The organism is Tellurirhabdus bombi, from assembly GCF_021484805.1.
Taxonomy (GTDB): Bacteria; Bacteroidota; Bacteroidia; order Cytophagales; family Spirosomataceae; genus Tellurirhabdus; species Tellurirhabdus bombi.
The window spans coordinates 4,301,461-4,326,441 of sequence record NZ_CP090557.1 but is presented as its reverse complement, the minus strand read 5'-3'; the positions used below and the strand labels follow the sequence as shown (position 1 = coordinate 4,326,441).

At 49.7% G+C, this 24,981-nt stretch carries 36 protein-coding genes and 1 pseudogene; 31 read left to right on the top strand and 6 right to left on the bottom strand.

Going from position 1 to position 24,981, the window contains the following annotated elements:
- Positions 1–13 precede the first annotated feature (13 nt).
- From L0Y31_RS18375 to L0Y31_RS18355, 5 genes are all read right to left on the bottom strand, one after another.
- A complete protein-coding gene (locus L0Y31_RS18375; protein WP_234734547.1) occupies positions 14–1,261 on the bottom strand; it encodes a DNA double-strand break repair nuclease NurA in 1,248 nt (415 codons plus the stop codon).
- Positions 1,262–1,301: 40 nt separating this feature from the next.
- The gene (locus L0Y31_RS18370) at positions 1,302–1,757 is read right to left on the bottom strand and encodes a hypothetical protein (RefSeq protein WP_234734546.1); all 456 of its coding nucleotides are present in this window, start codon (positions 1,755–1,757) and stop codon (positions 1,302–1,304) included.
- A gap of 457 nt (positions 1,758–2,214) precedes the next feature.
- Positions 2,215–3,312: an SHOCT domain-containing protein gene (locus L0Y31_RS18365; RefSeq protein WP_234734545.1), complete on the bottom strand. Its 1,098-nt coding sequence runs from the start codon at positions 3,310–3,312 to the stop codon at positions 2,215–2,217.
- A 45-nt stretch (positions 3,313–3,357) separates the two neighbouring features.
- Positions 3,358–4,011: a heavy metal-binding domain-containing protein gene (locus L0Y31_RS18360; RefSeq protein ID WP_234734544.1), complete on the bottom strand. Its 654-nt coding sequence runs from the start codon at positions 4,009–4,011 to the stop codon at positions 3,358–3,360.
- Between the two features lie 37 nt (positions 4,012–4,048).
- The gene (locus L0Y31_RS18355; RefSeq protein WP_234734543.1) at positions 4,049–4,822 is read right to left on the bottom strand and encodes a helix-turn-helix domain-containing protein; all 774 of its coding nucleotides are present in this window, start codon (positions 4,820–4,822) and stop codon (positions 4,049–4,051) included.
- Positions 4,823–4,942: 120 nt separating this feature from the next.
- Between L0Y31_RS18355 and L0Y31_RS18350 the strand changes: the two genes are divergently transcribed.
- The 29 genes and pseudogenes from L0Y31_RS18350 to L0Y31_RS21070 all read left to right on the top strand — a co-directional run bounded on the left by L0Y31_RS18350 (position 4,943) and on the right by L0Y31_RS21070 (position 23,431).
- Positions 4,943–5,194, top strand: coding sequence for a hypothetical protein (locus tag L0Y31_RS18350; protein ID WP_234734542.1), 252 nt, complete (start codon positions 4,943–4,945; stop codon positions 5,192–5,194).
- 3 nt (positions 5,195–5,197) lie between these two features.
- Positions 5,198–5,938 (top strand): antA/AntB antirepressor family protein, encoded by a 741-nt coding sequence (locus tag L0Y31_RS18345; RefSeq protein WP_234734541.1) that lies wholly within the window; start codon positions 5,198–5,200, stop codon positions 5,936–5,938.
- 3 nt (positions 5,939–5,941) lie between these two features.
- Positions 5,942–6,268 carry a hypothetical protein gene (locus L0Y31_RS18340; RefSeq protein WP_234734540.1) on the top strand — a complete coding sequence of 109 codons (327 nt, stop codon included), beginning with the start codon at positions 5,942–5,944 and terminating at the stop codon, positions 6,266–6,268.
- A gap of 12 nt (positions 6,269–6,280) precedes the next feature.
- Positions 6,281–6,592, top strand: a complete 312-nt coding sequence (locus L0Y31_RS18335; protein ID WP_234734539.1) for a hypothetical protein — start codon at positions 6,281–6,283, stop codon at positions 6,590–6,592.
- Positions 6,593–6,624: 32 nt separating this feature from the next.
- Positions 6,625–6,909, top strand: a complete 285-nt coding sequence (locus L0Y31_RS18330) for a helix-turn-helix domain-containing protein (RefSeq protein WP_234734538.1) — start codon at positions 6,625–6,627, stop codon at positions 6,907–6,909.
- A gap of 34 nt (positions 6,910–6,943) precedes the next feature.
- Positions 6,944–7,231 (top strand): hypothetical protein, encoded by a 288-nt coding sequence (locus L0Y31_RS18325; protein ID WP_234734537.1) that lies wholly within the window; start codon positions 6,944–6,946, stop codon positions 7,229–7,231.
- Between the two features lie 83 nt (positions 7,232–7,314).
- On the top strand, positions 7,315–7,626 hold the full coding sequence (locus L0Y31_RS18320) for a hypothetical protein (RefSeq protein WP_234734536.1): 312 nt from the start codon (positions 7,315–7,317) through the stop codon (positions 7,624–7,626).
- Positions 7,627–7,655: 29 nt separating this feature from the next.
- Positions 7,656–8,285 carry a phage replication initiation protein, NGO0469 family gene (locus L0Y31_RS18315; protein WP_234734535.1) on the top strand — a complete coding sequence of 210 codons (630 nt, stop codon included), beginning with the start codon at positions 7,656–7,658 and terminating at the stop codon, positions 8,283–8,285.
- A 13-nt stretch (positions 8,286–8,298) separates the two neighbouring features.
- Positions 8,299–8,505 (top strand): hypothetical protein, encoded by a 207-nt coding sequence (locus tag L0Y31_RS18310; protein WP_234734534.1) that lies wholly within the window; start codon positions 8,299–8,301, stop codon positions 8,503–8,505.
- Between the two features lie 2 nt (positions 8,506–8,507).
- Positions 8,508–9,032 carry a hypothetical protein gene (locus L0Y31_RS18305; protein WP_234734533.1) on the top strand — a complete coding sequence of 175 codons (525 nt, stop codon included), beginning with the start codon at positions 8,508–8,510 and terminating at the stop codon, positions 9,030–9,032.
- A gap of 6 nt (positions 9,033–9,038) precedes the next feature.
- Entirely contained in the window at positions 9,039–9,524 is a 486-nt protein-coding gene (locus L0Y31_RS18300) for a hypothetical protein (RefSeq protein WP_234734532.1), read from the top strand.
- Between the two features lie 23 nt (positions 9,525–9,547).
- Positions 9,548–10,000, top strand: a complete 453-nt coding sequence (locus L0Y31_RS18295) for a hypothetical protein (RefSeq protein ID WP_234734531.1) — start codon at positions 9,548–9,550, stop codon at positions 9,998–10,000.
- Between the two features lie 112 nt (positions 10,001–10,112).
- Positions 10,113–10,274, top strand: coding sequence for a hypothetical protein (locus L0Y31_RS18290; protein WP_234734530.1), 162 nt, complete (start codon positions 10,113–10,115; stop codon positions 10,272–10,274).
- Between the two features lie 23 nt (positions 10,275–10,297).
- Complete coding sequence (locus tag L0Y31_RS18285; protein WP_234734529.1) at positions 10,298–10,735, top strand: hypothetical protein; 438 nt, start codon at positions 10,298–10,300, stop codon at positions 10,733–10,735.
- A 41-nt stretch (positions 10,736–10,776) separates the two neighbouring features.
- Positions 10,777–11,487, top strand: a complete 711-nt coding sequence (locus tag L0Y31_RS18280; RefSeq protein ID WP_234734528.1) for a hypothetical protein — start codon at positions 10,777–10,779, stop codon at positions 11,485–11,487.
- A 194-nt stretch (positions 11,488–11,681) separates the two neighbouring features.
- A complete protein-coding gene (locus tag L0Y31_RS18275) occupies positions 11,682–12,521 on the top strand; it encodes a hypothetical protein (protein WP_234734527.1) in 840 nt (279 codons plus the stop codon).
- Positions 12,421–13,326, top strand: coding sequence for a hypothetical protein (locus tag L0Y31_RS18270; RefSeq protein ID WP_234734526.1), 906 nt, complete (start codon positions 12,421–12,423; stop codon positions 13,324–13,326). Before L0Y31_RS18275 ends, L0Y31_RS18270 begins: the two co-directional genes overlap by 101 nt.
- 79 nt (positions 13,327–13,405) lie before the next feature.
- Positions 13,406–13,876, top strand: a complete 471-nt coding sequence (locus tag L0Y31_RS18265; protein ID WP_234734525.1) for a hypothetical protein — start codon at positions 13,406–13,408, stop codon at positions 13,874–13,876.
- Complete coding sequence (locus L0Y31_RS18260; protein WP_234734524.1) at positions 13,873–16,416, top strand: DNA methyltransferase; 2,544 nt, start codon at positions 13,873–13,875, stop codon at positions 16,414–16,416. The genes L0Y31_RS18265 and L0Y31_RS18260 overlap by 4 nt, the downstream gene beginning before the upstream one ends.
- A gap of 23 nt (positions 16,417–16,439) precedes the next feature.
- Entirely contained in the window at positions 16,440–18,560 is a 2,121-nt protein-coding gene (locus L0Y31_RS18255) for a DNA cytosine methyltransferase (RefSeq protein ID WP_234734523.1), read from the top strand.
- Positions 18,557–18,769 (top strand): hypothetical protein, encoded by a 213-nt coding sequence (locus L0Y31_RS18250; RefSeq protein WP_234734522.1) that lies wholly within the window; start codon positions 18,557–18,559, stop codon positions 18,767–18,769. Before L0Y31_RS18255 ends, L0Y31_RS18250 begins: the two co-directional genes overlap by 4 nt.
- A 6-nt stretch (positions 18,770–18,775) precedes the next feature.
- Positions 18,776–19,633 (top strand): DUF5131 family protein, encoded by an 858-nt coding sequence (locus L0Y31_RS18245; RefSeq protein WP_234734521.1) that lies wholly within the window; start codon positions 18,776–18,778, stop codon positions 19,631–19,633.
- The gene (locus L0Y31_RS18240; protein ID WP_234734520.1) at positions 19,630–20,625 is read left to right on the top strand and encodes a hypothetical protein; all 996 of its coding nucleotides are present in this window, start codon (positions 19,630–19,632) and stop codon (positions 20,623–20,625) included. Before L0Y31_RS18245 ends, L0Y31_RS18240 begins: the two co-directional genes overlap by 4 nt.
- A complete protein-coding gene (locus tag L0Y31_RS18235) occupies positions 20,622–20,978 on the top strand; it encodes a RusA family crossover junction endodeoxyribonuclease (RefSeq protein WP_234734519.1) in 357 nt (118 codons plus the stop codon). Before L0Y31_RS18240 ends, L0Y31_RS18235 begins: the two co-directional genes overlap by 4 nt.
- Positions 20,979–20,993: 15 nt before the next feature.
- Entirely contained in the window at positions 20,994–21,425 is a 432-nt protein-coding gene (locus L0Y31_RS18230; protein WP_234734518.1) for a hypothetical protein, read from the top strand.
- 11 nt (positions 21,426–21,436) lie between these two features.
- Complete coding sequence (locus tag L0Y31_RS21020) at positions 21,437–21,559, top strand: hypothetical protein (RefSeq protein ID WP_255772871.1); 123 nt, start codon at positions 21,437–21,439, stop codon at positions 21,557–21,559.
- A 163-nt stretch (positions 21,560–21,722) separates the two neighbouring features.
- Positions 21,723–22,181 (top strand): LexA family protein, encoded by a 459-nt coding sequence (locus tag L0Y31_RS18225; protein WP_234734517.1) that lies wholly within the window; start codon positions 21,723–21,725, stop codon positions 22,179–22,181.
- Positions 22,178–22,606 (top strand): annotated as a pseudogene (locus L0Y31_RS21075) (Y-family DNA polymerase); the annotation flags it as partial. The gene L0Y31_RS18225 and the pseudogene L0Y31_RS21075, both read left to right, overlap by 4 nt.
- Before the next feature lie 210 nt (positions 22,607–22,816).
- Entirely contained in the window at positions 22,817–23,431 is a 615-nt protein-coding gene (locus L0Y31_RS21070; RefSeq protein WP_407084080.1) for a DinB/UmuC family translesion DNA polymerase, read from the top strand.
- Here L0Y31_RS21070 and L0Y31_RS18215 read toward each other — a convergent pair.
- Positions 23,428–23,745, bottom strand: coding sequence for a hypothetical protein (locus tag L0Y31_RS18215; protein WP_234734515.1), 318 nt, complete (start codon positions 23,743–23,745; stop codon positions 23,428–23,430). The genes L0Y31_RS21070 and L0Y31_RS18215 overlap by 4 nt on opposite strands.
- A gap of 219 nt (positions 23,746–23,964) precedes the next feature.
- On the opposite strand from L0Y31_RS18215, the gene L0Y31_RS18210 reads away from it, so the two are divergent.
- Positions 23,965–24,312 carry a LytR/AlgR family response regulator transcription factor gene (locus tag L0Y31_RS18210; RefSeq protein WP_234734514.1) on the top strand — a complete coding sequence of 116 codons (348 nt, stop codon included), beginning with the start codon at positions 23,965–23,967 and terminating at the stop codon, positions 24,310–24,312.
- Between the two features lie 36 nt (positions 24,313–24,348).
- Complete coding sequence (locus L0Y31_RS18205) at positions 24,349–24,687, top strand: HNH endonuclease (protein ID WP_234734513.1); 339 nt, start codon at positions 24,349–24,351, stop codon at positions 24,685–24,687.
- The last annotated feature ends 294 nt before the right edge of the window (positions 24,688–24,981 follow it).

Sequence of the window (24,981 nt, the reverse complement as noted above, 5' to 3'; positions counted from 1 at the left end):
TGAAAAAGAAGGCTCAGAATCTATCGTGAATATCCAAGAACATGTTTTCAATATCAACATGCTCCATTCTTAAGTCTTTGTAAAGAGCTATTTTTACTCGATTGATTATTTCTTGCTTAAACGTATTTTTTAGGCTTACAAAACTATGGGCTTCAGTTAATGGATATGGATAACCCAGTATATAATGCTCTTGCGTTAGCCTGGTTAGCTCTAAAAATATTTTCTCAATCTTATTTATATCTCTAGTTGTATCGTTGTTTTCAATATTTGGTATGCAATCGAATATATTAATATCTGCAACAAGCCAGTCATAGTTTTGGAGCTTTTCAACATAATCTAATCTTGCTACAAAATACAACCCAAAGCCCCTCCCGCCTTTAATGCTCTTTTTTGTTATCATACTATTTTGGAAAGCTTTTGTTAAATAGTAATCTGTCACTTCCAACCAACAGCATATTTTTCTTTTCGCTTCCTCTGTCTCAGTGAATTGAAATTTATACTTTAAATCTTCTTGTAAGTATTGGTCTAACTCTCTAAAAGCAGAAGACATGTGGAGCTTTATTGCGGAATTCTTTGTGATCGAAACTAGGTAAATGTTTTTTTCGTGTAAATACTTGCCAAGCTTGATCAAGTATTTTTGTTTGATATCCAAAGATCTTAAGTTTCCATCTCTCAGTATAAAGTCACCCGATTTTATAATATCCAAGTTTGATATTTCGTAAACTAGCGCCCATTCTAATACTGCCTGGCAAAATGAAAATAACTTTGAGTTATTGCTACATATAATTTCTCTAGCCTTTTCATTACTATCTGCCCATCCGGACCAATCCTCCGGATTGCCAATAAATTCTATAAACTTCTTTACTGGCTCCAGCTCCAAGAATTCATCATAGATTAAATACTTGTCGACATCATTAGTAATCATTATGTTTTTAGGGAAATAATTTTTCCCTTTAATTATGGCACTGTCTATGTCATTGAGCTTTATCTGTTTACCTTCATTAAAGCAAACGTACCCGGCTGTGTATACCCCAATACTAATTCCATTATAAAATTCTTGAAAATTGTAACTTCCGTCAATAGCAAAGAAGTTGATAGTTGACTCATCTATTTTATCAAAGGGAATTATCTCAAAATAGTGAGGAGTTTCAGACTCACCTTCTATAGTCCTTACCGTAACCTGAGAGGGGCGATTTACGGTATCATTTATAGCCTTAGCTACTGAGTCTATAGCATAACTTGGAATTTCGATCTGATTCATATAAAACTCAGCAAAGCCATAGTTAAGTTAAAAAAGCCTTCTATGCGCGTTGATTTTGTAGCTTTTTAATGCAGTCTTCTACTTCCTTATCAATAACTTCTTTTGTGATTTCTTTTATTGGATATAGGCTATTATAATCCAATGCTGAAAATTTGTGAAAGGCAAAAGAAAAGTTAACTGTTTGCATTAAAGAATTTGACGAGATAGTCAATAGTGCTTCTACACTTCTAAATTTAAAATTTAAAGACAAAGAATTTATTGTTGACGTTTCACCAACATGATGAACTTGCGGTCCAAAATTTGCTTTATAGCCATTTTGCTGGAATGAGTTTATTATACTTTCTAATGCTGGCCTTACAACTGAGTTAAAGAGGGTATTCGAGGTAGATCTAAATTCTTGATCGGCTTTATTTTTTGCTGCTCGCTTTGCCTCTTCAGCTCGTTTTTTCTCATTTTCGTCTTCTCTATCCTTTTTGAGTAAGTCATCTAGTCCCATACCTTTTAAGTTAATTTAAGTAGTTATAACTGAAAGCTATTTTTAATGAGATTCAAAATATCACCCAAACATGATCAATTATCAATGTTTTGAGTGAACGGTAAAAATTATTGGATTAAAAGCTCGTATAGGGCAATAGCTAAGTGGGAGAGTGCTTGACTTACTCTCTGGCGTATTGAATTGGCCCACTTAAAATGTTCAACTTCGTAGTCTGGATGATTGGCAATTGGCATTATCACAAAGCAGACGGGCTTCTCCTCATTTGACTCTTTCATAGCTGACATTTTTACACGGTCAAGGATTGTATCACCCCTTCATCAATTGACCTGGCAAAAGGTGAGTCAAAAGATTGAATTTTTTTGAGGCCTACCAGTCTTTCTCTTTTGGCAACATGGTTGGGGCTATTCTTTGGCGTATACGATCGATCCGTTTAGGGCTTGCTTCAAATTGATGGCTTTTACCTAGAAAGTAGTTTCTGTTTTTGCTCCTGGAACTCAGCTTCAGTGAGGATGCCGCTATCACGCAAGTTGGCTAGTTTTTGAATTTCGTCGGCGATTTGATTAGTTGAGGATGTTGCTGCAATGGGTGATTGCTGAGACCTTTTCCAGTTAGCGATGTAATCGTTAATTTCCTGAATGGTTTGCTTTGATTGATCTGATTTACGGATAGAGACTTTTTCGTTCTTCCCTCCACTTGCCAATACAATATATTCGGCGACCCCAAGGCTGGTATTATACTGAACACCCTGAACAGCCGATAGAGGATAGGTTGCACCCAGCGGAAAGCTTTTATAAGATAGCATTCCGTTTTCAATCCAAATGGTGCCCCCGAGCATACCAAACTTCCACTCCTTAATATCTTTTGTTTGCGTTTGGACGGGCGGGGCAATGGGATGTTGGTTATCCTGGGCCTCGCTTTTACTCTTCTTGTTTTGATTCCGGATAACCCACCAGACTAAACCAATGGCTATTGTCAGCGTGACAACCAATACACCTGTCGCTGAACCTTTTGGTTTTTGCTGAGAAACAGGGTCGGTAGATATTTCTACGCTACTGACTGGAAAAATGCGAGTCGATCGTATTTCTGGACGCTTCTTCTTACCTCCATATTTCCGGTAATCATCATCGTAATAGGGGAAAAACGACAGTTCGTTTATCGTATTTACGCCTGTAAAATCAGCGTATAGGTTTTCGCAAACATATTTCCAGTTCGCCTTTTTCCAGCGATCCTCAGCCTTTAGCCACTTATCTTTATTGTAATCATATTTATCAATGGTCAGCTCGTTTCTTTTAAACATGAGCTTCTGGTAAGCATCCCGCGTTTTCCAGAAGTAAACGCCATTACAACCAGGGGAGCCTGAACAATACTGATTAACCAGTGATTGCGCCACGGCTTCAATCTGCTTAGGATCTGTACTAATTTCAGGTACCCAAAAATGAATGTTGTAGTAGCCGCTCACCTCGGCTTTGTCTAAGACTTCATGCTTGACAGAATCTTTTTGGGCAAAAGTGATAGTCGATAGAAGGACAAATAAGGCTAGGTACAGTTTCTTCATGAATTACTTAAGTGAAATAGATAGAGAGTTACGGTTTTTGGTTTATCAATTCTCGCTAGTATTATAGCGGTCAAGAGCCTTCCATCTGGCAACGACATTCATTAACTCTTCCAGCTTGGCTTTCCGTTCTGGATCTAGAGCATCTAAGTTGTTGAGTTTGACTGCCGTGCCTGCTGCACAAACTAGTAACATCCCTTTTTCGCCCCCAACTTCTGAATAGTCGATATCTGTCCCGACTACGGCATTACCGCCATACTCCAAGGCTTGTTTTCGAAGCTGAGCAAAGCAAATCCTTTCTCCTGACTTAATCTTAGCATTGTACCTTCCGGACTGTAATCCAAACATATCCGTGATAGACGATGTGAAATCAGAAATAGCCCCCGTGCCGGTTGTCGATTGACCAGTCACCATTCCAACAACTGTATAATCCCAATTCAGCGGGGATTGAATGGAAAGCACCGGAACGGCGCTAAGTAAGTCTTTAATCTTGTCCCACATTTGACTGCGCTCAGTCCTAATTTGACCAACTGAACTGGAGTACAAATCAGGGCCGCATTTTGTGCAGTAGCCTGCCGATTTTTGGCTTCGGTATTCGTTAATAATCCTGATTTGATGCTCAGGTAAAAGGCTTGCATTAGAGAACATGCCTCCTTTCAACTTTGCGTCGCAGTTAGGACAGGCCGTTAATTCGGTTGTCATGTAGAGTTTAGGTCAAATAGATAAAGGGTTACTAGACTTATAAAACAGGCGCATCAACCACTCGAAGCACCTTCCAAATATTTTGAATCTGATTGGCGGGTACATCAGAACTGCCGCCAGTTTCGGTATTGTCTGAATGCAGGGTAAGGTAGCCCTTAGCAAGCAGTTCGTTGTTTTTAACGCGCTTGATAACAAAGGAATTGGCGTAGCTAACTGCATAGACCCCTGAACTAATGTATGGCCAGTCCTCAGGCAGCACTTTCTTACACCGAACTTTTGTGCCACTTGGCAGACGAGGCTCCATACTGTCTCCATTGACCGCAAAAACAATCTGGCCTTTAGTATCCTCACCTGGGTAGACTCTGACCTGAATCCGACTCAAACGCCCGTAGTTTGCCTCCGGGTCTGACATTTCAGCAAATGAGGCCCGAAGTGGAACAGATACATAGGGGAGTGTAACCATTTCATAACTGCTCTCGTCATCAATAAAAGGAATGTGTGGCTCAGTAACCTTAAAGTGCTTCTCGAGTTCTTCATTTTGATATTTCACAGCCTGTTTTCCTTTCAGAAACATTTCACCTTCACCTGTTTCAAACCAATCAGGATTGAGCTCAAAAGCACTAATTATCTCTTTTGATATGCGTTTGCCAATTGGGCGACGCCCTGTCTCCATACCAGAGTAATTAGATTGAGTTGTTTCAATCCTCTTACTCATCTCTTCTTGATTTACACCAAGGTACTCTCTTAACTCTTTTAGTCTATCCGACTTCACAACCGTCTGTAATTCAAGTGTATTTGAGTAATTGCTCATTTGATATAAAATTTATTAGCTCATTTGCTTGACAATAATATATCAATTGCGCTATTTTTGACTCAATGATTGATTGAACGGTCAAATAAACGATCCGCTAAACGCAAAGCTATAAAAGCTATGGAATTAACCAAACAGGACATTGCCGCACTTCGTAACCGGTTAAAGAAAACCGATCGCGGCATCAAAGGCGCTGCTGAGGAGGGCGGTATTACAGAAGCAACTGCTCACAAGATTTTAAGGGGGGATAATTGCAAAGAGGAATCAATTAAAGCATTCCTTGACGGTGTAGGGCTACTTGAAGCAAGCGAGCAGCAGAAAAAGAAAAGCATCAGTGTTCAAGCTCGACAATCGCCAATTCAAACTTTCTAAACTATGAAAGACCTGATTCAGATCTCAACTAATGAGCATGGAGCGCAGACGGTCTCGGCCCGTGAGTTACACACTTTCTTGCAAGTGAAGTCAGAGTTTGCTAAATGGTGTAAGCGTATGTTTGGGTACGGTTTTTCTGAAGGCGTAGACTATGTGGAGGTTTTCGTCAAAAATGGCGAAAACCAATTGGGTGGTAGACCCTCAATTGATTACGCCCTTACTTTGGATTGCGCCAAAGAAATCTCCATGCTTCAGCGCAATGAGCGGGGCAAACAAGCTCGACTGTACTTCATCGAATGCGAAAAGCGGCTCCGTCAGGTAGCAACCTCTCAGTCCAAAAAAGCTACCAAGTACCAGCGGCTGGGCAAAGGCGAAAAGTGGATTGAAGGCAGAATGCAAGGCGTTGCCACCCGAAATAGCTTCACCCGGGCGCTCGGCGCTCACGGTGTAACCAAAGAAGGGTTCCGCAACTGTACCAACGCCATCTACACGCCCCTGTACGGAGGAACGACCAGCGTGGTTCGTCTCAAGAAAGGCCTCCCCGACAAAGCTAATATCCGCGACAACATGACTGAACTGGAGCTAGCAGCTATCAATCTAGCCGAACTACTAGCCAGTCAGGCGATCCAAAGCGAAGGCTTGCGCGGAAACGGGGAATGCGAACTGGCTTGCAACAGAGCATCCCGCTCGGTAGCAACAGCAATCATTCAGAATCAGAAAAACAAACCCTCGCAAACCGCCTGAGCCATGAACCTACTCGAAATCACCGTACCGGTTTGGGCTGCCATTGTGGTCACTGCCGCCGTCATCGCTGCCATGCACGTTTGGAAACTGGTTCAGCTACGCAATCAGGAAAAAGCGGAGGAAGAGGCTAAGTTAAATGCATGGACTATTGAGCGCCAATTCGCCGCCGCCTTGGCTAAGGTTCGCGAAAGGCATCAGACAAAGGGTTCAACGCTGGAGCAAGCCACACTGACCGACCGGATGCCAACGGCCAAAGTAAAGCAGCAAATCTGCTACAAAGACGGCAAAACGCCTTGCAACTGCCCCGGCCTGTGCCGCGAAAACTGCTAAATCAACCCTGTTATGTCAGCCAATCCTATTTCAATTTTAAAACTAGGGGCGAACCTGGTTGCCTTGGGTGCTAAGTTCAGGGCCGTAGCTAAAGCCGCTGAGAATGTGGGGGCCGCTGCCGAATACGCCTGGAAGGAACGCATTCGAAAACGCGATACCACCTACGCTGAACTCCACCGAACGCACCAGCGCATGCGCGAACTCGCCGCCCGCCAGGAGGAGGCAACAATCGATGTGATGAAGAATCACTACATCAAGCTTTGCAGAAGGTACCGAAGCCTGGGAGGGATGGAGTATCTGCCTGATTTCGATTTTACCGCGTAGCCTTTCCGATTCTATCCAACCGAATTCTAACAATGGAAAATCCCTTAGACGTCATCCTTAAGCGGTTCGATCAGCAGGATCGCCAGATCTCGACCCTGACCAGTATGGTAGCCAGGCTTCAGGGCGAAAAAGAGACGGCCGCAAAACCTATGAATGCGGCCGAGGCGGCCGACTTTCTGCACATGAAGAAAAACGCGCTCTACCAGAAGATTGGCCAGATTCCGCACCGCAAGATCAACAAACGTCTGCTTTTCTTCCGATCTGAGCTACTGGCCTACATCGAAAAGAACGCCGTCCATAGTCACACGGAAGCTTAATCTTTTAACCCATTCACGTTTAACAAACCATTTTATGAGCGGTAAAACTGCCCGGCACTTACGGCGCCAACTGGACGGAGCGTCCTTTCCAAAACAAATGACCCAGGTTCTTCAGCCAGACCGGTTTATTTCAGACCCAGGCGATCCGAAGAATTTCCTCAAAAACCGCCGCATTCCCAGCCAGAATTACCAAGTGGCCGTGAATCACAACCGCCGCATCCGTCGCATCGCTGGCCAAATAGGGGGGGGGATTCCTGCAGCTGTAGCCTACTACAAGGCCAAGGTGCTGCCTAATATTCCCAAAACGGTAGACCTGCGCTAAAAAACAAAACCCCGACAAATGCCGAGGCCTGTGAGTATCTATAGTTTTAAATAATTCCGAAATCTATGCAAGCGCATTCACTTATGCAACGACCCGTGCCCCTTGTCAACAGCTTCCGGGAGCCACCCGTGGAGAAAACCTCCGCCGAGCCCCGGTTTAAAACCCACGCCACGACCCGGCCAGTGGAACCCGTAGCACCAAAGCCCAACGTGTCACTAAAAAAGCGGGCCGTCAAGTTCCTGAAAAACATCCCTTACTGGATCGTTATCGGCTTTCGATGCCTCGGCTGGCTGATCGGCATGGCTATCCTGTCGCCCTTTGCGCTGGTGTACTGGCTAGGTAATCTGGGAAAGCCCAAAAGACCAAAGTACCGCCGCACGCCGGATAATTTCTAATCACCTTTTTTCAAACACCTTATACTGTCATGAAAATCATCGCTTCTGCTGGCGAGGGCGGCTTTACGCGCCAACTCATCGAGCCGGACTTGTATTACGCCGTCTGTTGCCGTCTGATTGATATCGGTACCATCGACGATGCCTACCAGGGCAAGCCCAAGAAAACCCACAAGATTCTCGTTAGCTGGGAACTGCCCGACGTGCGGCAAATCTTCAATCCCGACAAAGGCCCCGAGCCGCGCATCATCAGCAAGGAGTTTACCCTCTCGCTGGGTGATCAGGCCCATCTGCGCCGCATTTTGAAATCGTGGCGGGGCCGGGACTTTACGCCCGATGAACTGAGGGAGTTTAATATTGTCAATCTGTTGGGGGCGCGCTGCATGCTCAACATTGGCCACTACCAGGGCAAAGACGGCAACACCTATGAGGAAATTACCGCCGTCACCAAAGCCCCAAAGGATTATCAGCCTACGCACCCGCCGCAGATGCCAGTGCAGGGACTAGCCTACGACGAGTTCGACTTTACCCTGTTTGATTCGCTTTCAGAAAAACTCAAAGACAAAATCAAATCGTCCGATGAGTACAAGCGCATGACCTCGCAGGAAACCGTAGCCAGCCAGGCTGAGCAGCACGATGATTACGACGATCTACCTTTCTAAAACCTAGCCAGTTATGCAATACGTAGAAAACGCACTTCAGAACGAAATCGCCCGGGTCAAGGCCGTGGCTCAGGACTACAGCCGCCAGCCTAAAGGCATCGGCCGTTTTGCGGCCAACCACATCAAAGGCGACCTGGCCAAAGCCGAGAATGCGCTGGCCAGCGGCAACGAAAACGCCATGATTGATCATCATCAGAAACTGAGCGCTTACCGGTTTTAGTCATGGCAAGAAAATCTGAATGCACCCTATCCGATCTGGAATTGATCGAAAAGGTGGACCAGTGGAACGATCGGCTCATTAAATCCGGCGGCAAAGATTGGGTACTTAGCGTTCCCGCCAACCCGGACAGCGACCCCGATCTATTGATCGAAGAGTTACTTAGTCGGTTTAAAAAGGTCATTTCAGGGCTAGTAACCGAAACCAGCGAGCAGATGTATTTTATCATCAGCTACCGATACTCCGATAATGGCAGGATGATGTTTTGGCGTCCCCGAAATGCTGACTACACGACCAACCTGCTTGAAGCGGGTCAGTATTCGGAAGAGGTTGTCCGGGCCAATATGAGCTATTACCATACCGGTGAATGTTCGGTAGCCGTGCCGGTCGAGGAAATCTATGAACGGTACCAGATTCGGCAGGAGGTGCGGGTTGATCCTGACTTGCGCCGGGAGCACCTGCGCCGGGCAAAGGCGGGGATTCTCAGCTACCAGAATGAAGTTATTTCAAAGGAGTCAACTTCTAATTAGTAAACCATGAACACATTCCACGTCCAGATTCAATCGGTAGCCGAGGCCGAACTGGTGGATCTCTACCTGAAAACACACCGCACGCATTTGCGGCCTGCGCACGGCGGCGAGTCGATCGCAGAATGTTTTATCCAGTACATCGACAAGGGACTTAAGTATGTCACCATCACGGATGAGATTGTCAATGTCGATTTTGAGAAAACCGTTTCAGAAGAGGTAATCGACCTGCAAGCCTTCTTAAAACGCCCCTACATTCAAAAGTCGTTTGTCGTATTCGGTTTTGGCCCCGCCAGTTACGATACCTATGCACTGGGAGTAACGCCCATCAGATCGTTCGGCACGATCGGCAAAGCGGAAGAATGGGTGAACGAGGAATTGCCCAAAGGCATCGAGCAGCCCGGCTTTCACACGTTCAATAGGGTGGTGATCATTCCGCAGTTCGAATGCATTACGCCCGGCGCATCGGCCACGGTCGATTTGGAAAAAGTTTAATCAATCCCAAGCCTCTACCCTCAATGAATACTGAAACCTCAAAAATGACTTATCAGCAGTGGCTTGATAATCGAAAAAACCTGGATGCCTTTCAGCCTAAAGATGGCGACGAAGTGGATTTTCTCTTTCTCCGTTGGGATGAAAATTGGGAGTTTGACTGTCCGATCGTACTGGCTAGCCCCGTGTTTAAATACGCTGATGACGGAGCCGTTCCTGAGCAATTGCTGGATGATATTCTTGTCAACATCAGCATAGGGGAGGGAACTCTGGACGAATCCGAAGACTTCGAAGGTGAAAGTGAATGGCGAAGCTGGCCCAATCCGAAACGCTTTCTTGCCATCATCCGCGAACGGCTCAAGGGCAAAACCACATGGAAGAAGTGGTCTGCCGTCGCAACTCGAATCAAGGTCAGATTTTACTGGAATCAGGACGAGGAATTGCTGGAGGCAGAAATCCTCGAAACTCAAGAAGCTTAAACCCATTACAGCCTAGCCTCCGCCACCGCCGTCTATCTTCTAACTTAAACCAATATTATGTCGTGGTTTTGTATACCGGCGGGGTGCGAGGTGAAAGGCTGCTGCAAATGCAATGATCAAGCAAGGAAAAAGTGCCACTGACAGCTACGAGCGGCTAAGTTCCGCCCGTCTGATCGAGCTCCACAGCGCTCATCAGGCAGGCGAGCGAGCCCGAAAGCTAAAGGCCGATTTAGACCAGGCCGAAGCCATCCGGCAGGGCCGGGAAAGTATGTAATCACCAATTTTTAACACCTAACCATGGATCAAGTATTTATGCCGCTTTCGACTCCAGAAGAGAGACTAAAGCATCTGGAATCCAATGCCGATCGCATCGAGCATGAGAGTTACGTTCGCTACTTCAGCGACTCCGAGCTCGAAACCAAAAAGGAAGAGTTCTCGTCCATAAGCATCGAGATCAGCAGCATCGAAGAGCAGAAAAAGAAGTCCGACGCTGAGTTTAAAGCTCTCTTGACGCCCATCAAACTGGACGCTAAAAAACTGCTTCTGGAACTACGCACGAAAGGGGAACCAGTTACCGGCGAGGTCTACGTGATCATCGATCATAATAACAACGAGGCGGGGTATTATTCACCCGATGGTAATCTGATCCGGCAGCGTGGCCTTTACCCCAAAGAACGGCAGGTAACACTCATGTCGGTAAACCGCTCGGGCAACCTGACCGGCACCAACGACTAATTCTCAATCATTTTCTAACGCATTATTGCTTGTTGTTTACCATGAATAGCGAAACCAATATCCAAGTATTTCCCGACGGGAACGAAGTCACTATCCGCAAAGGCGAGGCCTTGCCGGTAAAAGAACCTAAAATTATTAACCTGACTGGGATTCTGAATAGCCCCTTTAGGTACCTCGAAAAGCGCATTGGCGAAATCGACCAGAAACAGTGCCACATCGTGGTGAACCGCGAAAAGATGTGGATATCCCTCAAGGTCAATGAGGCCAACCACTACGCCACCACGGTCGGAGGGCTTCTGGAATTCCACCCCAAGTATTTGGAGTTTGGCATCAATGATCCGGGCAAGGCGCTCACCAACTTCAAAATGGCCGAACTCTTCAAGCGCAACCGGCCGTCGTTTGAATCCATGGCCGAGGCCATGAAGCTGGTTACCGAGCTTCAGAATTTCCAGGCCAAGGTGAATAAGGAGATCGAAAAGAAAGACGACAACCGGGGCAATAAGCGCGACCTGAAAGAGCAAGTCGTCAGTAGCAACCTGCCCGATCGCTTCAACCTCAACATTCCCCTGTTCAAGGGTACGCCCAAAGTCAAGATTGATGTGGAGGTTCAGATCAATGCCGATGACTTCTCCTGCACTCTGGTTTCGTACGCAGCGGGGGACTACATCGAGGAAATGCGGGACACGGAAATCGACAAAGTACTAACCGACATCCGCGCCATTGCTCCCGACATCGTGATCATCGAGCAGTAAGAATTGGCTAGCGTATACATACGTACGTTAGCGGTAATCAGGGGCCGGGCCTGACCTGTCCGGCCCTCCTTTAAATGACCTATTGAGATCGAAAATAGACCGTGGATTACTTTAAAATCAGTAAACTATTTTGGGACAAGGCACCCCAGTTGGACGGCTACAAAGCCGACCACGCGGCTCTATTTTTCGCAGTAATGGACTCTGTTAATCGTAACCTATGGCGCGAAACCGAAATCGAATACGACCGACTCATCAACAAAGTTCGACTGGGAAAAAAGAACTACCTCGCTGGGCGAAAGTGGCTGGAAGACCACCACTTTATTACCCTTCAGCCGGGACGGGGTGACTACGCGAAGGCCCGGTTTAACATGGGCAGTGCGGTTCTAGGTAGAACCGCATCCAGTACCGCACCCGATACCGCAAAAGGCAAAAATGCGGTGTCGGATGAGGTGTCAGATAGAACCGCACCCGACACCGCACCCGGAACCGCATCTGATACCGCATCCGACACCCATATAAATAAAGACGTTTTTACTATTAACGATAAGACGTTTATAGAAAGACGAAGAACGCCTGCGGGCGCAGACGACGACGGAGGCGATGATGGGAATGAGATTATTGTTCCGGATTCGGTAGAAGAGGATCGGCAAGCCGCCGAGGCAAGCCGCCCTCAAACCCCCAACCCCCTTTCTCCCTCCGAGGAGGAAGTGCGAAAGGATTTGCTGGGGTCGGTCTACCACCAGACCTATGCCGCCGAGCGGCTCAAGCTCACCAAAGCCCCGACCGATTACGCCGAGCTGGTGGAAGCATTCATCCTTCAGCAACTGGCCGGGGTCGAAGAGGGCAAACCCGCTTTCAAAAAAGATTACCGCAAACATTTCCTGTACTGGATGCCCAAGTGGCGCGACGTAAACCAAAACGCTAAACCAACCCATGGAACCACAAACCAACGAACTCCAGGCGCTCTCCGGCCTACTTCCCTTGGCAATCCTGACTACCGAGGAGAAGCAAGCACTTGCGATGTGGACCTCTAACCCGCGCCAGTATCCCGAGCTAACGCCCGAGGAGACCGCCGAGGTTTTGCAGACGGCCCGCCGGGAGAAAGGGCGGCAGGCTTATCTGGAAGCCTACACCAAGCAGGTGCACGGGGAAAAGCAGTGGCCTGATCTTGATGCCAGGACCTTCCGGGATTTTGTGGTCCGGCGCGGCAAGGCCCGGGCTGCCGATCGGGGCTGGGCTGATTTCGACATTGACGCCGACAACCGGGATATTCTTAAAATTCTGGCGCTCTACTTCGTGGGCGATGAGCGCTTCGAAAAGCTAAAGCCGGGCTACTCGCTGGGAAAGGGGATTCTGTTGATCGGCGGGACGGGCGTGGGCAAAACGCAGCTCATGGAGCTTTGCAGCGTCAATCCGCATGCGAGCTACACCGTCCACGAGTGCCAGGTCATTGCCGAGGAGTTTGCCGCCAAGGACGGAGGAAAGCCCGTGCTGGATCACTACTCCGGCCACGGCCGGGTTTCCAAGACTGATTACACTTTCGGGCAGACCATCACCGGCCGGTTTTTTGATGACCTCGGCCAGGAAGCCAACGCCCGCCACTTTGGCAACGAGCGCAACGTGATGGGTGAAATCATCCAGAACCGCTACCGGCTGGGCAATTACTTCCTGACGCATTTTACCTCCAATCACGACATGGAGCAGCTCGGGCAGTTCTATGGCCCCCGGGTGGAGGATCGGCTGCGGGAGATGTGCAACATCATTCAGTTTGCGGCCTCGGCCAAATCACGCCGTGGGAGCGTCGCAAATCCTATAGCCACTACAGTGGTCGAAAAATAGGCAATCGCCTCGCCACGGGGCTAAAAAGTGACAAGAACCGGCACATGTCCGGTAAATCATCCAAGTAAAATTCAAAGCAATGGCTTTCAAGAAAAACCAAACCAATATGACTACCCAGAACCGGGATCTAAGCGACCACGAGACCATGCTGGCGCTGGAAGCGACGGCGGCCTGTCAGTTTCTGATCGAAAAACTGGAGCAACTGGAAAGCACCAGCTTCTACGTGCAGAAGGTCAAATTTGTGGCCAAAAACTTCAAGGAAACCCTCATTGCGCACGCCAACGGTAGGGTTTGGGCCCAAACGCCCGAAGGCATCGATACCATCACCGCCATGGAACAACTGGAAAATGTTGTCCGGGTTTTTGGCGACCTGCTGTCGGTGGTCCTAGCCCTGGACAGCGTTCCCAGAGATGCCTGGCAGCCATTCTGGGCCGCGATGGATCGCCAGTTTCAGGCCTTCGGAATCCCGTTGCAACTCGACGAGGATGGCGAGCTTACCCTGCGGGAATTAGCGCCGGTGGTAGCCGGGGAAGGAGGGGAGCAAGCATGAATCCATACACGGATATTTCCGAAGAACTCGAACTGGATTATGACGCCTTTATCGAGAAAAAGATACTCGAATCGCCCGTTAGCGGGTTTTTTGTCGAAGATGCAGACCTGCACGAAAGCCTGTTTCCGCACCAGCGCGATACGGTAAAGTGGGCATTGGCCGGGGGCTGTAGAGCCGTGTTTGCCTCCTTTGGTCTGGGCAAAACCCGCACGCAGTTGGAGATTGGCCGCCAGGTTAACCGGGTTAAAGGAGGGCTCGTTTTGTTTATTGCCCCCCTTGGTGTTCGGCAGGAGTTTACCGAAAACGACGGGCCGGATATGGGCATGACCATTCGGTACGTGCGCACTGATCAGGACATTGCCACATGTGATTCGGGCTTCATGATCACCAATTACGAACGGGTTCGGGATGGCCAGATCGCTGACTTTTCGGTGTTCACCTGCGTTTGTCTGGACGAAGCTTCTGTATTGCGATCGTTTGGGTCGAAAACCTACCAGACGTTTTCGGACGTGCTGGAAGCCATACCCCACCGATTTGTCTTCACGGCTACTCCTTCGCCGAATCGGACCAAAGAGCTAATTCACTACGCCGGGTTTCTGGGTGTGATGGATACGGGTCAGGCCTTAACGCGCTATTTCCAGCGCAACAGCGAAAAGGCGGGGGACTTGACCCTGTATCCGCACAAAGAGCGGGAGTTCTGGCTGTGGGTAAGCAGTTGGGCGTTGTTTCTGTCGAAGCCCTCTGATCTGGGTTACTCGGATGAGGGCTATGATTTACCGGAACTGAAGGTTCAGTTTCACCGCTTGCCCGTTGATCATTCGATCGCTGGCGCCGACAGCTGGGGGCAGTACAAGCTCCTGCGGGATGCGGCGCTGAGTCTGAAAGATGCCGCCCGGGAAAAGCAGTTGTCGATTCTGGACCGGATTGCCAAAGCTGTTTCGATAATCAAGGAGGATCAGCCCGATAAGCACTGGTTGCTGTGGCATCACCTGGAGGCGGAGCGGAAAGAAATTGAATCAGCTCTACCCGAAGCCATAACCGCATTTGGCAGTCAAGACCTTGAAAAACGGGAAGAGCTGATTCTGGGATTCAGTCGCGGTGAGCACAGAATCCTAGCTACTAAACCCGAAATCGCGGGCAGTGGTTGTAATTTCCAGCGTTTTTGTCACGCCAATATCTTCCTGGGCATTAACTACGAGTTCAACGACTTCATTCAGGCCATTCACCGTACGCAGCGTTTTCAGCAAAAGCACCCCGTAGAAGTCCACATCATTTACACCGAGTCGGAGGATCAGATTATGAAGCAAATGCTCAAAAAATGGGAGCATCATCGCCATCTGACCGGTATTATGCAGGAAATCGTAAAGAAATACGGGCTAACGGGCAACGCACTGGATTTTGAGGTTCGCCGGTCGCTGGGTGTAGAACGGCTGGAAAAAAAGGGCCAGTACTTCACCGCTGTGCGGAACGATACCGTCAAGGAAACCAAGCTGATGAAGTCCAACAGCGTGGGACTGACGGTAACCAGCATCCCCTTTGGTAATCAGTACGAGTATTCACCCGCCTACGAGGATTTCGGCCACACCAGTGGCGATGAGGCGTTCTTCGCTCAAATGGACTTTTTGATTCCCGAACTACTTCGGGTCACCATGCCAGGGCGGGTCTGCGCTGTGCACGTCAAGGATCGGCTGCTGTTTGGCTCCATGACGGGGCTGGGTATGTACACGGTCAACCCGTTTAGCGATAAGACCGTTGCGGCATTCATGAAGCACGGCTGGAATTTCTGCGGTCGGATCGTGGTGGTGACGGATGTGGTTCGGGAAAACAACCAAACCTACCGGCTGGGTCATAGCGAGGTTTGTAAGGACGGCACTAAGATGGGTTGCGGTACCAACGAATACATTCTCATTTTCCGCAAAACACCCTCGGATACATCCAACAGTTACGCCGATGTGCCCGTTGCTAAATCCAAAGAGTCTTATCCGCGCCGTCAGTGGCAAATCGACGCGTCTGGCTTTTATAGGTCCTCGGGCGACCGGCTGCTAACACCCGAAGAGCTCACCGGCAAAGATACCGATACGATCCTGCGGTGGTACCGGGAATACAACACCAGTAATGTGTACAACTACCAAGAGCACGTTGATCTGGGCCGGGAACTGGAAAAGGCGGGCCGGATGCCTAGCTCGTTTATGCTCTTTGCGCCGGGCTCGCATTACGATCACGTCTGGACCGACATCGTTCGGATGCGCACCCTCAATAGCAACCAAAGCCAGAAGCGCAACGAAAACCACGTCTGCCCACTTCAGCTGGATCTGGTAGAGCGCCTGATCGATCGCTACAGCAATCCGGGCGATGAGGTATACGACCCCTTTGGCGGCTTGATGACCGTGCCGTACGTGGCCGTGCAGATGGACCGGCGCGGACGGGGTACCGAGCTCAACGCCGCCTACTGGCGGTTCGGGGTGGAGTACTTACAGGAAGCAGAATACAAAAAGACCGTTCCGACCCTATTTGATTTCCTAGGTGAGGATGTAGCCTAGTCCACTTTCAAGAAAAACCAATCATGTCAAATCGAACTATTGCCGCACTGGCTAAGCAGCCAGACGGGCTTCTTATTGACCCAAAACGCGTAAAGCTGATTGTAATCGACAGCTTCTGCGGTGCGGGCGGATTTACGCAAGGGGTTGAAACGGCCGTCGATAGTGAGGGGTACCGGGTAGCCGTTGTGATCGTGGGCATCAATCACGACAAAGGAGCCATCGAAAGTCACGCCAAAAACCACCCCGAAACCGTGCACTTTGTGGAGGATATCCGGGATAAGTCCCTGCCTAAGCGGATTCTGGCGATCGCTAAACAGGCCCGCAAGTTGTATCCCAACGCCAAACTGCTGTTTCATGCCTCGCTGGAGTGCACCAACTTTTCGAACGCCAAAGGAGGCAAGCCCCGCGATGCCGACAGCCGATCACTGGCTGAGTTTATGCCCTTCTACCTCAAGGTGCTGAGGCCCGATATTTTCACGGTCGAAAACGTGCGGGAGTTTATGAGTTGGGGGCCGCTGGGTGACAACGGCAAGCCCATCAGCCGCAAGCGGGGTGAGGATTACGTGCGCTGGTACCAGGGCATTGAAGCGATGGGTTACCGCTACGATTTCCGGCTCCACAACACGGCCGACTACGGAGCCAATACCAGCCGGACGCGCTATTTTGCCCAGTTTATCCGGGAAGGCATACCGATGGCCTGGCCAGAGCCGACCCACGCCAAAGACCCTGAAAAAAGCGCCATTTTTGGTCAGAAGCTTCAAAAGTGGCGACCCATCCGGGAGTGCCTGGAACTGGAAGACAAAGGCCGGTCGATTTTCCGGAATCCGCCGCTTTCGCCCAACACCTACGAGCGCATTTTCGAAGGCCTGGTCCGTCACGTGGGTAATGGCGATCGGCAGTTTCTAAGCAAGTACTTCACCGGTACGGGCATGAACTACAGTGTTGACGAGGCGGCGCACACCATCACGGCGGTGGATCATAACGCGCTGGTATCAGCTGAACCGTTCATGGCGCAGGTCTTTGCCGCCAATTCCAAAGGCCATAACACCTATCCGTCCAGTCGTCCGGCCCGTACTATTACCACCCAGGATGGCCACGCCCTTGTAACACCGCAGCCTTTTGCGATGACTTACTATTCGGGCAGTCCGCAGAACCGGGTGAAAAGCATGGAAGAGCCCGCCCTGACGCTAACGACCGAAAACCGAATCGCCCTGGTATCGCCCGAAGCGTTTTGCGTGAAGTACCACGGCACTGGGGATAACACCTTCGGGTCAGATAGGCCATGCAGCACCCTGACGACTACCGACCGGGTAGGGCTTGTGCAGACTCAGCGGGCCGATCAGTTTGTGAGTCTGTACTATTCGAACGGCCAGCAGGAGCAGTCGGTGAATTCGCCCGCAGCGGCGCTAACCACCATCCCCAAGCACCGGCTCGTATCGGCGGAATTCATCGATCAGCAGTACGGCCAGTCTAACCCCTCCTCCGTTGAAGCGCCCGCTCCGTGTCTGACGGTTAATCCAAAATGCGCCCTGGTGCAAGCCAAAGCGTTTGTCTATGATCCGCAGTGGAACGGGCATTCGCACAGCCTGGAAAAGCCCTCGCATACCATTATTGCCCGGCAGGATAAGTCGCCATCGAGTCTGGTCAGTGCGGAATTCATTACGCAGCGCAACGGGGGCGAGCCTGAGCACCGGAATACCTCGTTGGATGAGCCCGCCCGGACGGTCACCACCACTGGCGGCAACCTGGAGCTAGTGAGCTCGCAGTACGTGATGGATACGCACTTTCAGAACGTGGGTACCCACCTCGGCGAAGCGGCCAAGACCATCACCGCCGATCGGCACTGGAGTTATCTGGTGACGGCCGAGGGAGGAGTAAAGCCGGTGATCATCGTGCACGAATCAGACTGCCTGGCCGTGCGCAAAATCAAAGCCTTTATGGCTGAGTACGGCATTGTCGATATCCTGATGCGCATGCTCAAAGTGCAGGAGCTAAAGCTGATTCAGGGCTTTCCGGCGGGTTACGTTTTGCTGGGTAGCCAGACTGATCAGAAAAAATACATCGGCAACAGTGTCCCACCCAAATACGTCAAAAAGTGGATTGAAGCCATTGCAGGAGCACTGAAAGGAGGGGTTGCAGCATGAAACGCAAACAACCCGCGACCGGCCCCAAAGCCGCCGCCCGGCTCATCGAGTGGAGCATTAGCCAGCTAATGGGCAACGCTGGACTGCGTAGGGAGCTAAACTTAAGCCTTTACGACCTCGAACAAGCCGCCAGTGTGCGGAGAAAATTGCTCCGGCAATTCAATCAGGAATCAACACCTAGCCAAAAGCCCCGAAATCGGGGGAATTAAAACAAGATGGATATACTCTCTAAAATCCAGTGGACCACCTTTACGTGGAACCCCTGGACGGGCTGCAACCACGTCTCGCCCGCCTGCGATTACTGCTACGCCGAACGCACCATTGAGGGCCGTTTCGGGCGCAACTTCAAAAAAGTGATTCGCTCCACAAGGCCGACCTTCAACAAACCGCAGCGGCTGCATAAAGCCATCACGACCGACATGCCTGTTGATCAGCGGCTAGTATTCACCTGTTCCTGGAGTGATTTCTTTCACAAGCAGGCTGACCCCTACCGGGCGGAGGCCTGGGAGATCATCCGCAAGTGCCCGAACCTGATTTTTCAGATTCTCACCAAGCGACCCGAGCGGATTCAGCAGTGTTTGCCCGAAGATTGGGGCGAGGGTTGGCCCAACGTCTGGATCGGTACCACGGTCGAAAATCAGGACACCGTGCACCGGATTGCGACACTGACCCAGATTCCGGCAGTCGTTCGGTTTGTGAGCTTTGAGCCGCTACTGGGGCCAGTATCCATTGATGATGCCCTATGGCTATATAGCCAGACATCAAACCAGCGAATGCCACGGATAGGGTGGGACTTCTGGGATAAAAAAGGTCATTCAGGTATTGATTGGGCTATTCTGGGAGGGGAATCTGGAAACAATGAGGGTAAGTACCTGTTTCGCCCAATGCAAATGAAATGGCTGGAAGATCTAATTCGGGAACTGACACAGGAAAGCACCGCCGTCTTTGTCAAGCAGCTCGGTACCCACCTTTCCAAAGAGCTAGGTCTCAAGGATCGCCACGGTGGGGATATGGAGGAGTTCCCCGAAAACCTGCGCATTCGTCAACTACCCATTTTTGAACCCCAGCCATGAATCCAATTAAAGAACTAACCTATCAGCAGGCCCATATCATCGCCTCGACACTCGGTATCAACTTATATCACGCCAAGAACTCCAAAGGCAAGAGTGATAAAGTTTTGCCGGCCGAATTCTACCGGAATAAGTTTGTGTCACCTGCCCCTGATCCAATCATTGATGATTTGGAAACCATGGGCCTGATGGGGCGCTACGAAAAAACCAATGAGAAAGGCTGGGTGTGGTGGTTTGTAACTGAAGAAGGTGAGAAGCGATTCCGGGAAGCTTTTCCAAGTCTGGTTAGGTCGGATATTCCGATTCTTTACTCAACCCCGATGGTTCAATCCATCCAGAATGGCCGGAAAACCAACACGCGCCGGGTAGTTAAACCACAGCCGGGTTTCGATCGAATGGGCTTGACGTCGGCGGGATGGGTCTATAAGGATGGATTATGGCATTATCCTGAGGCTAGCCCCGAAATCTCCATCAAATGCCCCTACGGGCAAATCGGGGATACTCACTGGGTACGGGAGACCTGGTGCGAACTTGTTCCTGAGCACGTCGGCAAGTCCAAGTATGTCTACCGGGCAGACCTGAGTTTTACGGATGGCGACGGGGAGCGGTGCCGTCAGGATTACATCAAGGCCGGATTCCCCTACCATTGGAAGCCTTCCATCTTCATGCCGAAAGAGGCCTGTCGCATCTGGCTACGCATCAAGGACATCCGAATCGAGCGCTTGCAGGATATTTCCGAGGAGGATGCGCTGTCTGAAGGCGTTGAGCGGTGTACGGTTTACTTAATCGATACAAAGCAGGATGCGTTGCGTTTTCGGGATTACACGTCTCGCTACGACTTAGATCATCCGAAACACCGCTGGCTACACACGGCCAAAGATTCATTCCGTAGCCTATGGCAGAAGATTAACGGCTGGGAATCGTGGCGGGAGAACCCTTGGGTTTGGCGAATTGAATTTGAACGCATTGCTGTCGAAAAACCAGCGGAGGAATGAAAAAGCAAGTCATTTTCGGCTCCGTGCCTAGCAAGTCCAATGCTTACAAAATCATCTACCAGAAAGGATCTCCGACGCTGGCCAAGACGCCTGCATTGACTAAGTATGAAAACGACTTTTTCATTCAGTGCAACTTCTACCGGAATGCGAACATTGAAGGCTATTTCGAGATGACGATCGATGTGTTTTACCCCAATCAGCGATCGGATTTAGACAACGCCCTCAAGATCATTCTGGACTGTTTGCAGCGGGTCAAAGCCATCAAAAACGACAACAAGTGCACCCGGATCCTGATCAACAAATACCTCGACAAGGCCAGTCCCCGGGTGGAGTTCATTCTTCAACCAGTCTAACCAACCCTAGTCCCCATGCGAAACCTAATCTATGTCATCCTTTTGGCCATTATGGCCGCCACTGCCGCCAAGGCGCAACTGAGTCCTGAGCACCACATCCCGCAGCGGATACCCAGCGATAGCTTGGAAGTGTATTTTATTTTTAATGATAAAGCAACCCAGTCCATGAACGACCAGAAACTAAAAGAAGCCAATGAGCTTCAAGAATCCATTACTCAAAAGAAATACGAAATCGAGCAGCTACAAGGAATGCAGGTTGCCGTAATGGCAGGCACGGCTCCAATTCAGGTTCGTCTATTAGCCCAAGAAACAGACCAAAACAAAGAGACTCATGCTTTACTGTTTTTGGGTCCAAATGATCCTATTATTCAGGGCTATATCGTAACCCAGATAGAAGTCACTAAGGCGCAATTGCAAAAGATGGAGGCTGACTACGCCGCCCTCTAACTACCTAGCCAATGAGCAAAAAAAAAGAAGTAAAGCCCGTGACTGAGGAGGAATTAGCGGAACAGGTTCGCCAAATCAACGAGGTTTTTCCGCCCGCTGAGCCTCAACCGCCAAGCGACGCATCTCAGTCATAAAATGCAGACAAGCCTGGCCCAACAGCCGGGTTTTTGTGTTATATACGACCCTTTTATGTTACAAATCAAACATTTTAGTAACATTAATTGTACTATATGTTTTTTCTGTTACATATTGTGACTGTTTTGTTTACCATATCCTCACGTATCACCAATATGCCGTATGATTAGCCAGTTCCACCTCCTAGACCGCCTGTCGCCCGAGAACTTCTACAAAGCCAAGGTTGGTGCCAAGATACCTATCCCTTTTTTCGACAGCAAAGTAGCGGCGGGCTTTCCTAGTCCAGCCGAAAACCACATCGAAAAAGTCTGCGATTTAAACGAGCTCTGCATTACCGATAAAGAGGCCACGTACTTTGTCCGGGTAGGCGGGGATAGCATGTCGGGGGACCGGATCGAACCGGGCGACGTGTTAATCGTGGACTGCACTAGGGAACATGTCGAGGGCAAAGTCGTCGTGGTCTGGCTAAACGGGGATCATGCCGTAAAACGGATGCAGCGGCTCAAAGAGATGGTGGTCCTGCATTCCTCCAATCCCAAGTACAATCCGATCTACGTGCATCCCGGCGATGATTTCCGGCTGTTTGGAGTTGTTACCCACGTCATACAGAAACTAGCATGATCGCCATCATGGACTGCAATAACTTCTACGTGTCGTGCGAACGTAGTTTCAATCCCAGGCTAGAGAACCGGCCGGTGATTGTGCTTTCCAATAACGACGGCTGCGTCATTGCCCGCTCCAACGAAGCCAAAGAACTTGGCGTCAAGATGGGTACGCCCTACCACGAGATAGGGGAATTGATTGATGCGGCAGGTATCGAGGTGTTTAGCTCCAACTACGTTTTGTACGGGGATATGTCATCGCGGGTGATGTCGATTCTGGCCCGGTTCGTGGAAACCGTGGAGGTTTACAGCATTGATGAGGCGTTTCTGGACCTATCCAGCGAACCCGACCCCGAAGCCTTTTGCAGGACCCTGCGCGAAACGATAAGCCGTTGGACGCGCATTCCGGTTTCATTTGGCATTGCACCCACAAAAACCCTCGCCAAAGTGGCCAATAGGCTCGCCAAGAAAAACCCGAGCTCCGGCGGCGTTCTTTCCCTTATACATGCCGATCAGATACGGGATGCATTGATGAGTTTCCCCATTGGCGATCTTTGGGGCATCGGCTACCGGTTTGAATCCATGCTGAAGCGGAACGAGATTAAAACCGCCTGGGAACTGAGCCAGACCGATGAGGACTGGGTTAGCGAACGCATGACCGTAAACGGCCTGCGGCTTGTCTACGAGCTCAGGGGCGTACCAGTGAAGATGCTGGAACTTGAGCCAGCCAAGAAAAAGAACATCTGCGTAGCGCCCTCGTTCGGCGTAGAGGTGCACGACATAGCCCGGCTTCGCATGGCCCTGGCCACTTACCTAGCCAGAGCCTCCGAAAAATTACGCAAGCAGGATTCCGCCGCCAGTAGCATTACAGTCTTTGTGCACACCAACCGGTTTAAGAAGAATGCCAAGCACTACTACAATTCGCGCACCGTCATCCTGCCACACCCATCTAGCAGCAATACCGAGCTTTTGAAATACGCCAGCGCCGCGCTGGATGAGATATTCAGTTTTGGATATGCTTATCAGAAGCTTGGTGTATTCCTCAATGACCTGGTGCCCGACAATCACCGCCAGGCTAATTTATTCACCGAGCTCCCCGATGACAAACTCGCCAAGCTGAGCAAAGCCGTTGATGGGATCAATAAGCAGTACGGAAGGGATAAGGTACGTTTGGCGGCTCAAGGCTATGACAGAACCTGGCCCATGAAGCAAAAGTGGCTAAGCCGGTGTTACACTACCCGCTGGTCGGATATTCTAGTGGCGTCTTAATTTAGAACCTTCCCTGATTTGAGAAATTCTAAAAACTCACGACCCGGCACCTGTAGGAGCTGGGTTTGCTTTGTTCCTTTGGCGAGGGTAACGTCATAATTAACGCTTTCATCTGGATTGTCCGGCACATTCATCGAAGCCAGCAGGCTAGCCCCGCCGCTGAGGTGCGAGAATATTTTAAGGGGATAGAGTTCAGTGACCTCCAATGTAAGTACCTGGTACGCTTTTCCCACCACCCGCTGCCCTCCCAGAAGGGCTTCCTGCAAAAACGAATACGGCGTTTCCATGCCTGCGAAGATACAAAGAAAAGCCATGCTTTAACCGCTCCCTCAAGGGCTTAGCCCATTGCGACAAAAACCGAGTATCTTTGCCTCATAATTAAGTACAGTTACGGTGGGTATGGAATCCCTGACAGTTTTGCTATCAGGGATTTTTTGTGTTCTGGTTTATAAATAAACTCTATCAATCATAGAAACATATCAATATTGTATATATTTGTCCCAGCCGCTATTTCGGCTCCCACCGCAACTTAAATGACTTCCATCCGATTAGGAAGACGCAGTGTCTTCCTTAAATCCATTATCCGTGTCGAGGCGGATTGTAACTACTCTAAATTCCATATCCGAGGTGACCGCTTTCCCATCATGACCTCCATGACGCTGAAAACGGTCGAGAAGATGCTCCCTGGCTTCATTCGCATTTCCAAGCATAATTTGATCAGCCCCCGCTACCTGAAAGCCTGGATTGCCCGCTCCGGGATCGGCATGGCCTTTCTAACGACTGGCGAGGAATTGCCTATTAGCCGTCGCCGGGTAAAAGATTGCACCCGGCGGTTTCTGGAACTTACGGATCGGTCGAAAGTACTTATTGAGCGGCGGTAATTTTACCCTAAATCGCATTACCTCACCACTGTACTCATGGCTGTTATTCAATCCGTCAAGCGCCCCTGGCAAAAGGCTCGTCCTGCTACGCCTGCACCTCAGCAAGGCCGCAAGAATCCCAACCGGAAGATCTACGCTACCGAGCGGTGGAAGAGGGAGTCTGCCGAGTTTCGCCGCAAAAATCCCCTGTGTGCCGAGTGCCTCAAACAAGACGTACTAACCGATGTGACGCCGGGCGGAGGTAAAGGAGTCACCGACCACATCATTCCCATCAACCAGGGTGCTGATCCCTGGAACCAGACCAACTGGCAAAGCCTCTGTAAACATTGCCACAACGCCAAATCGGGACGAGATAAAACCGCTAAACCCAACTAATAGCCATATGGATACGAAAATAGAGTTCGGAGTATGCAGTTTAGATGAGCTTTCCCTAGGCTTTCATTTGCAATACGGAGAAGATGAGGACGGCAGCTTTCACATGCTGACTATCGGCTTTTTACTCTTTTGGATCACTATCCAGCGGTATAAATAAAAAACCTAGCCTATCAATCATGCTTAATCTACTCATCACTTTCATTTGGTGCCTTATCGGGTTTGCTTGTCTCCTGTGGCAGACTAAACGTATTAACGGATTTGTAAAAGTAAGAGACGTTACGGACGCTGTGGCTA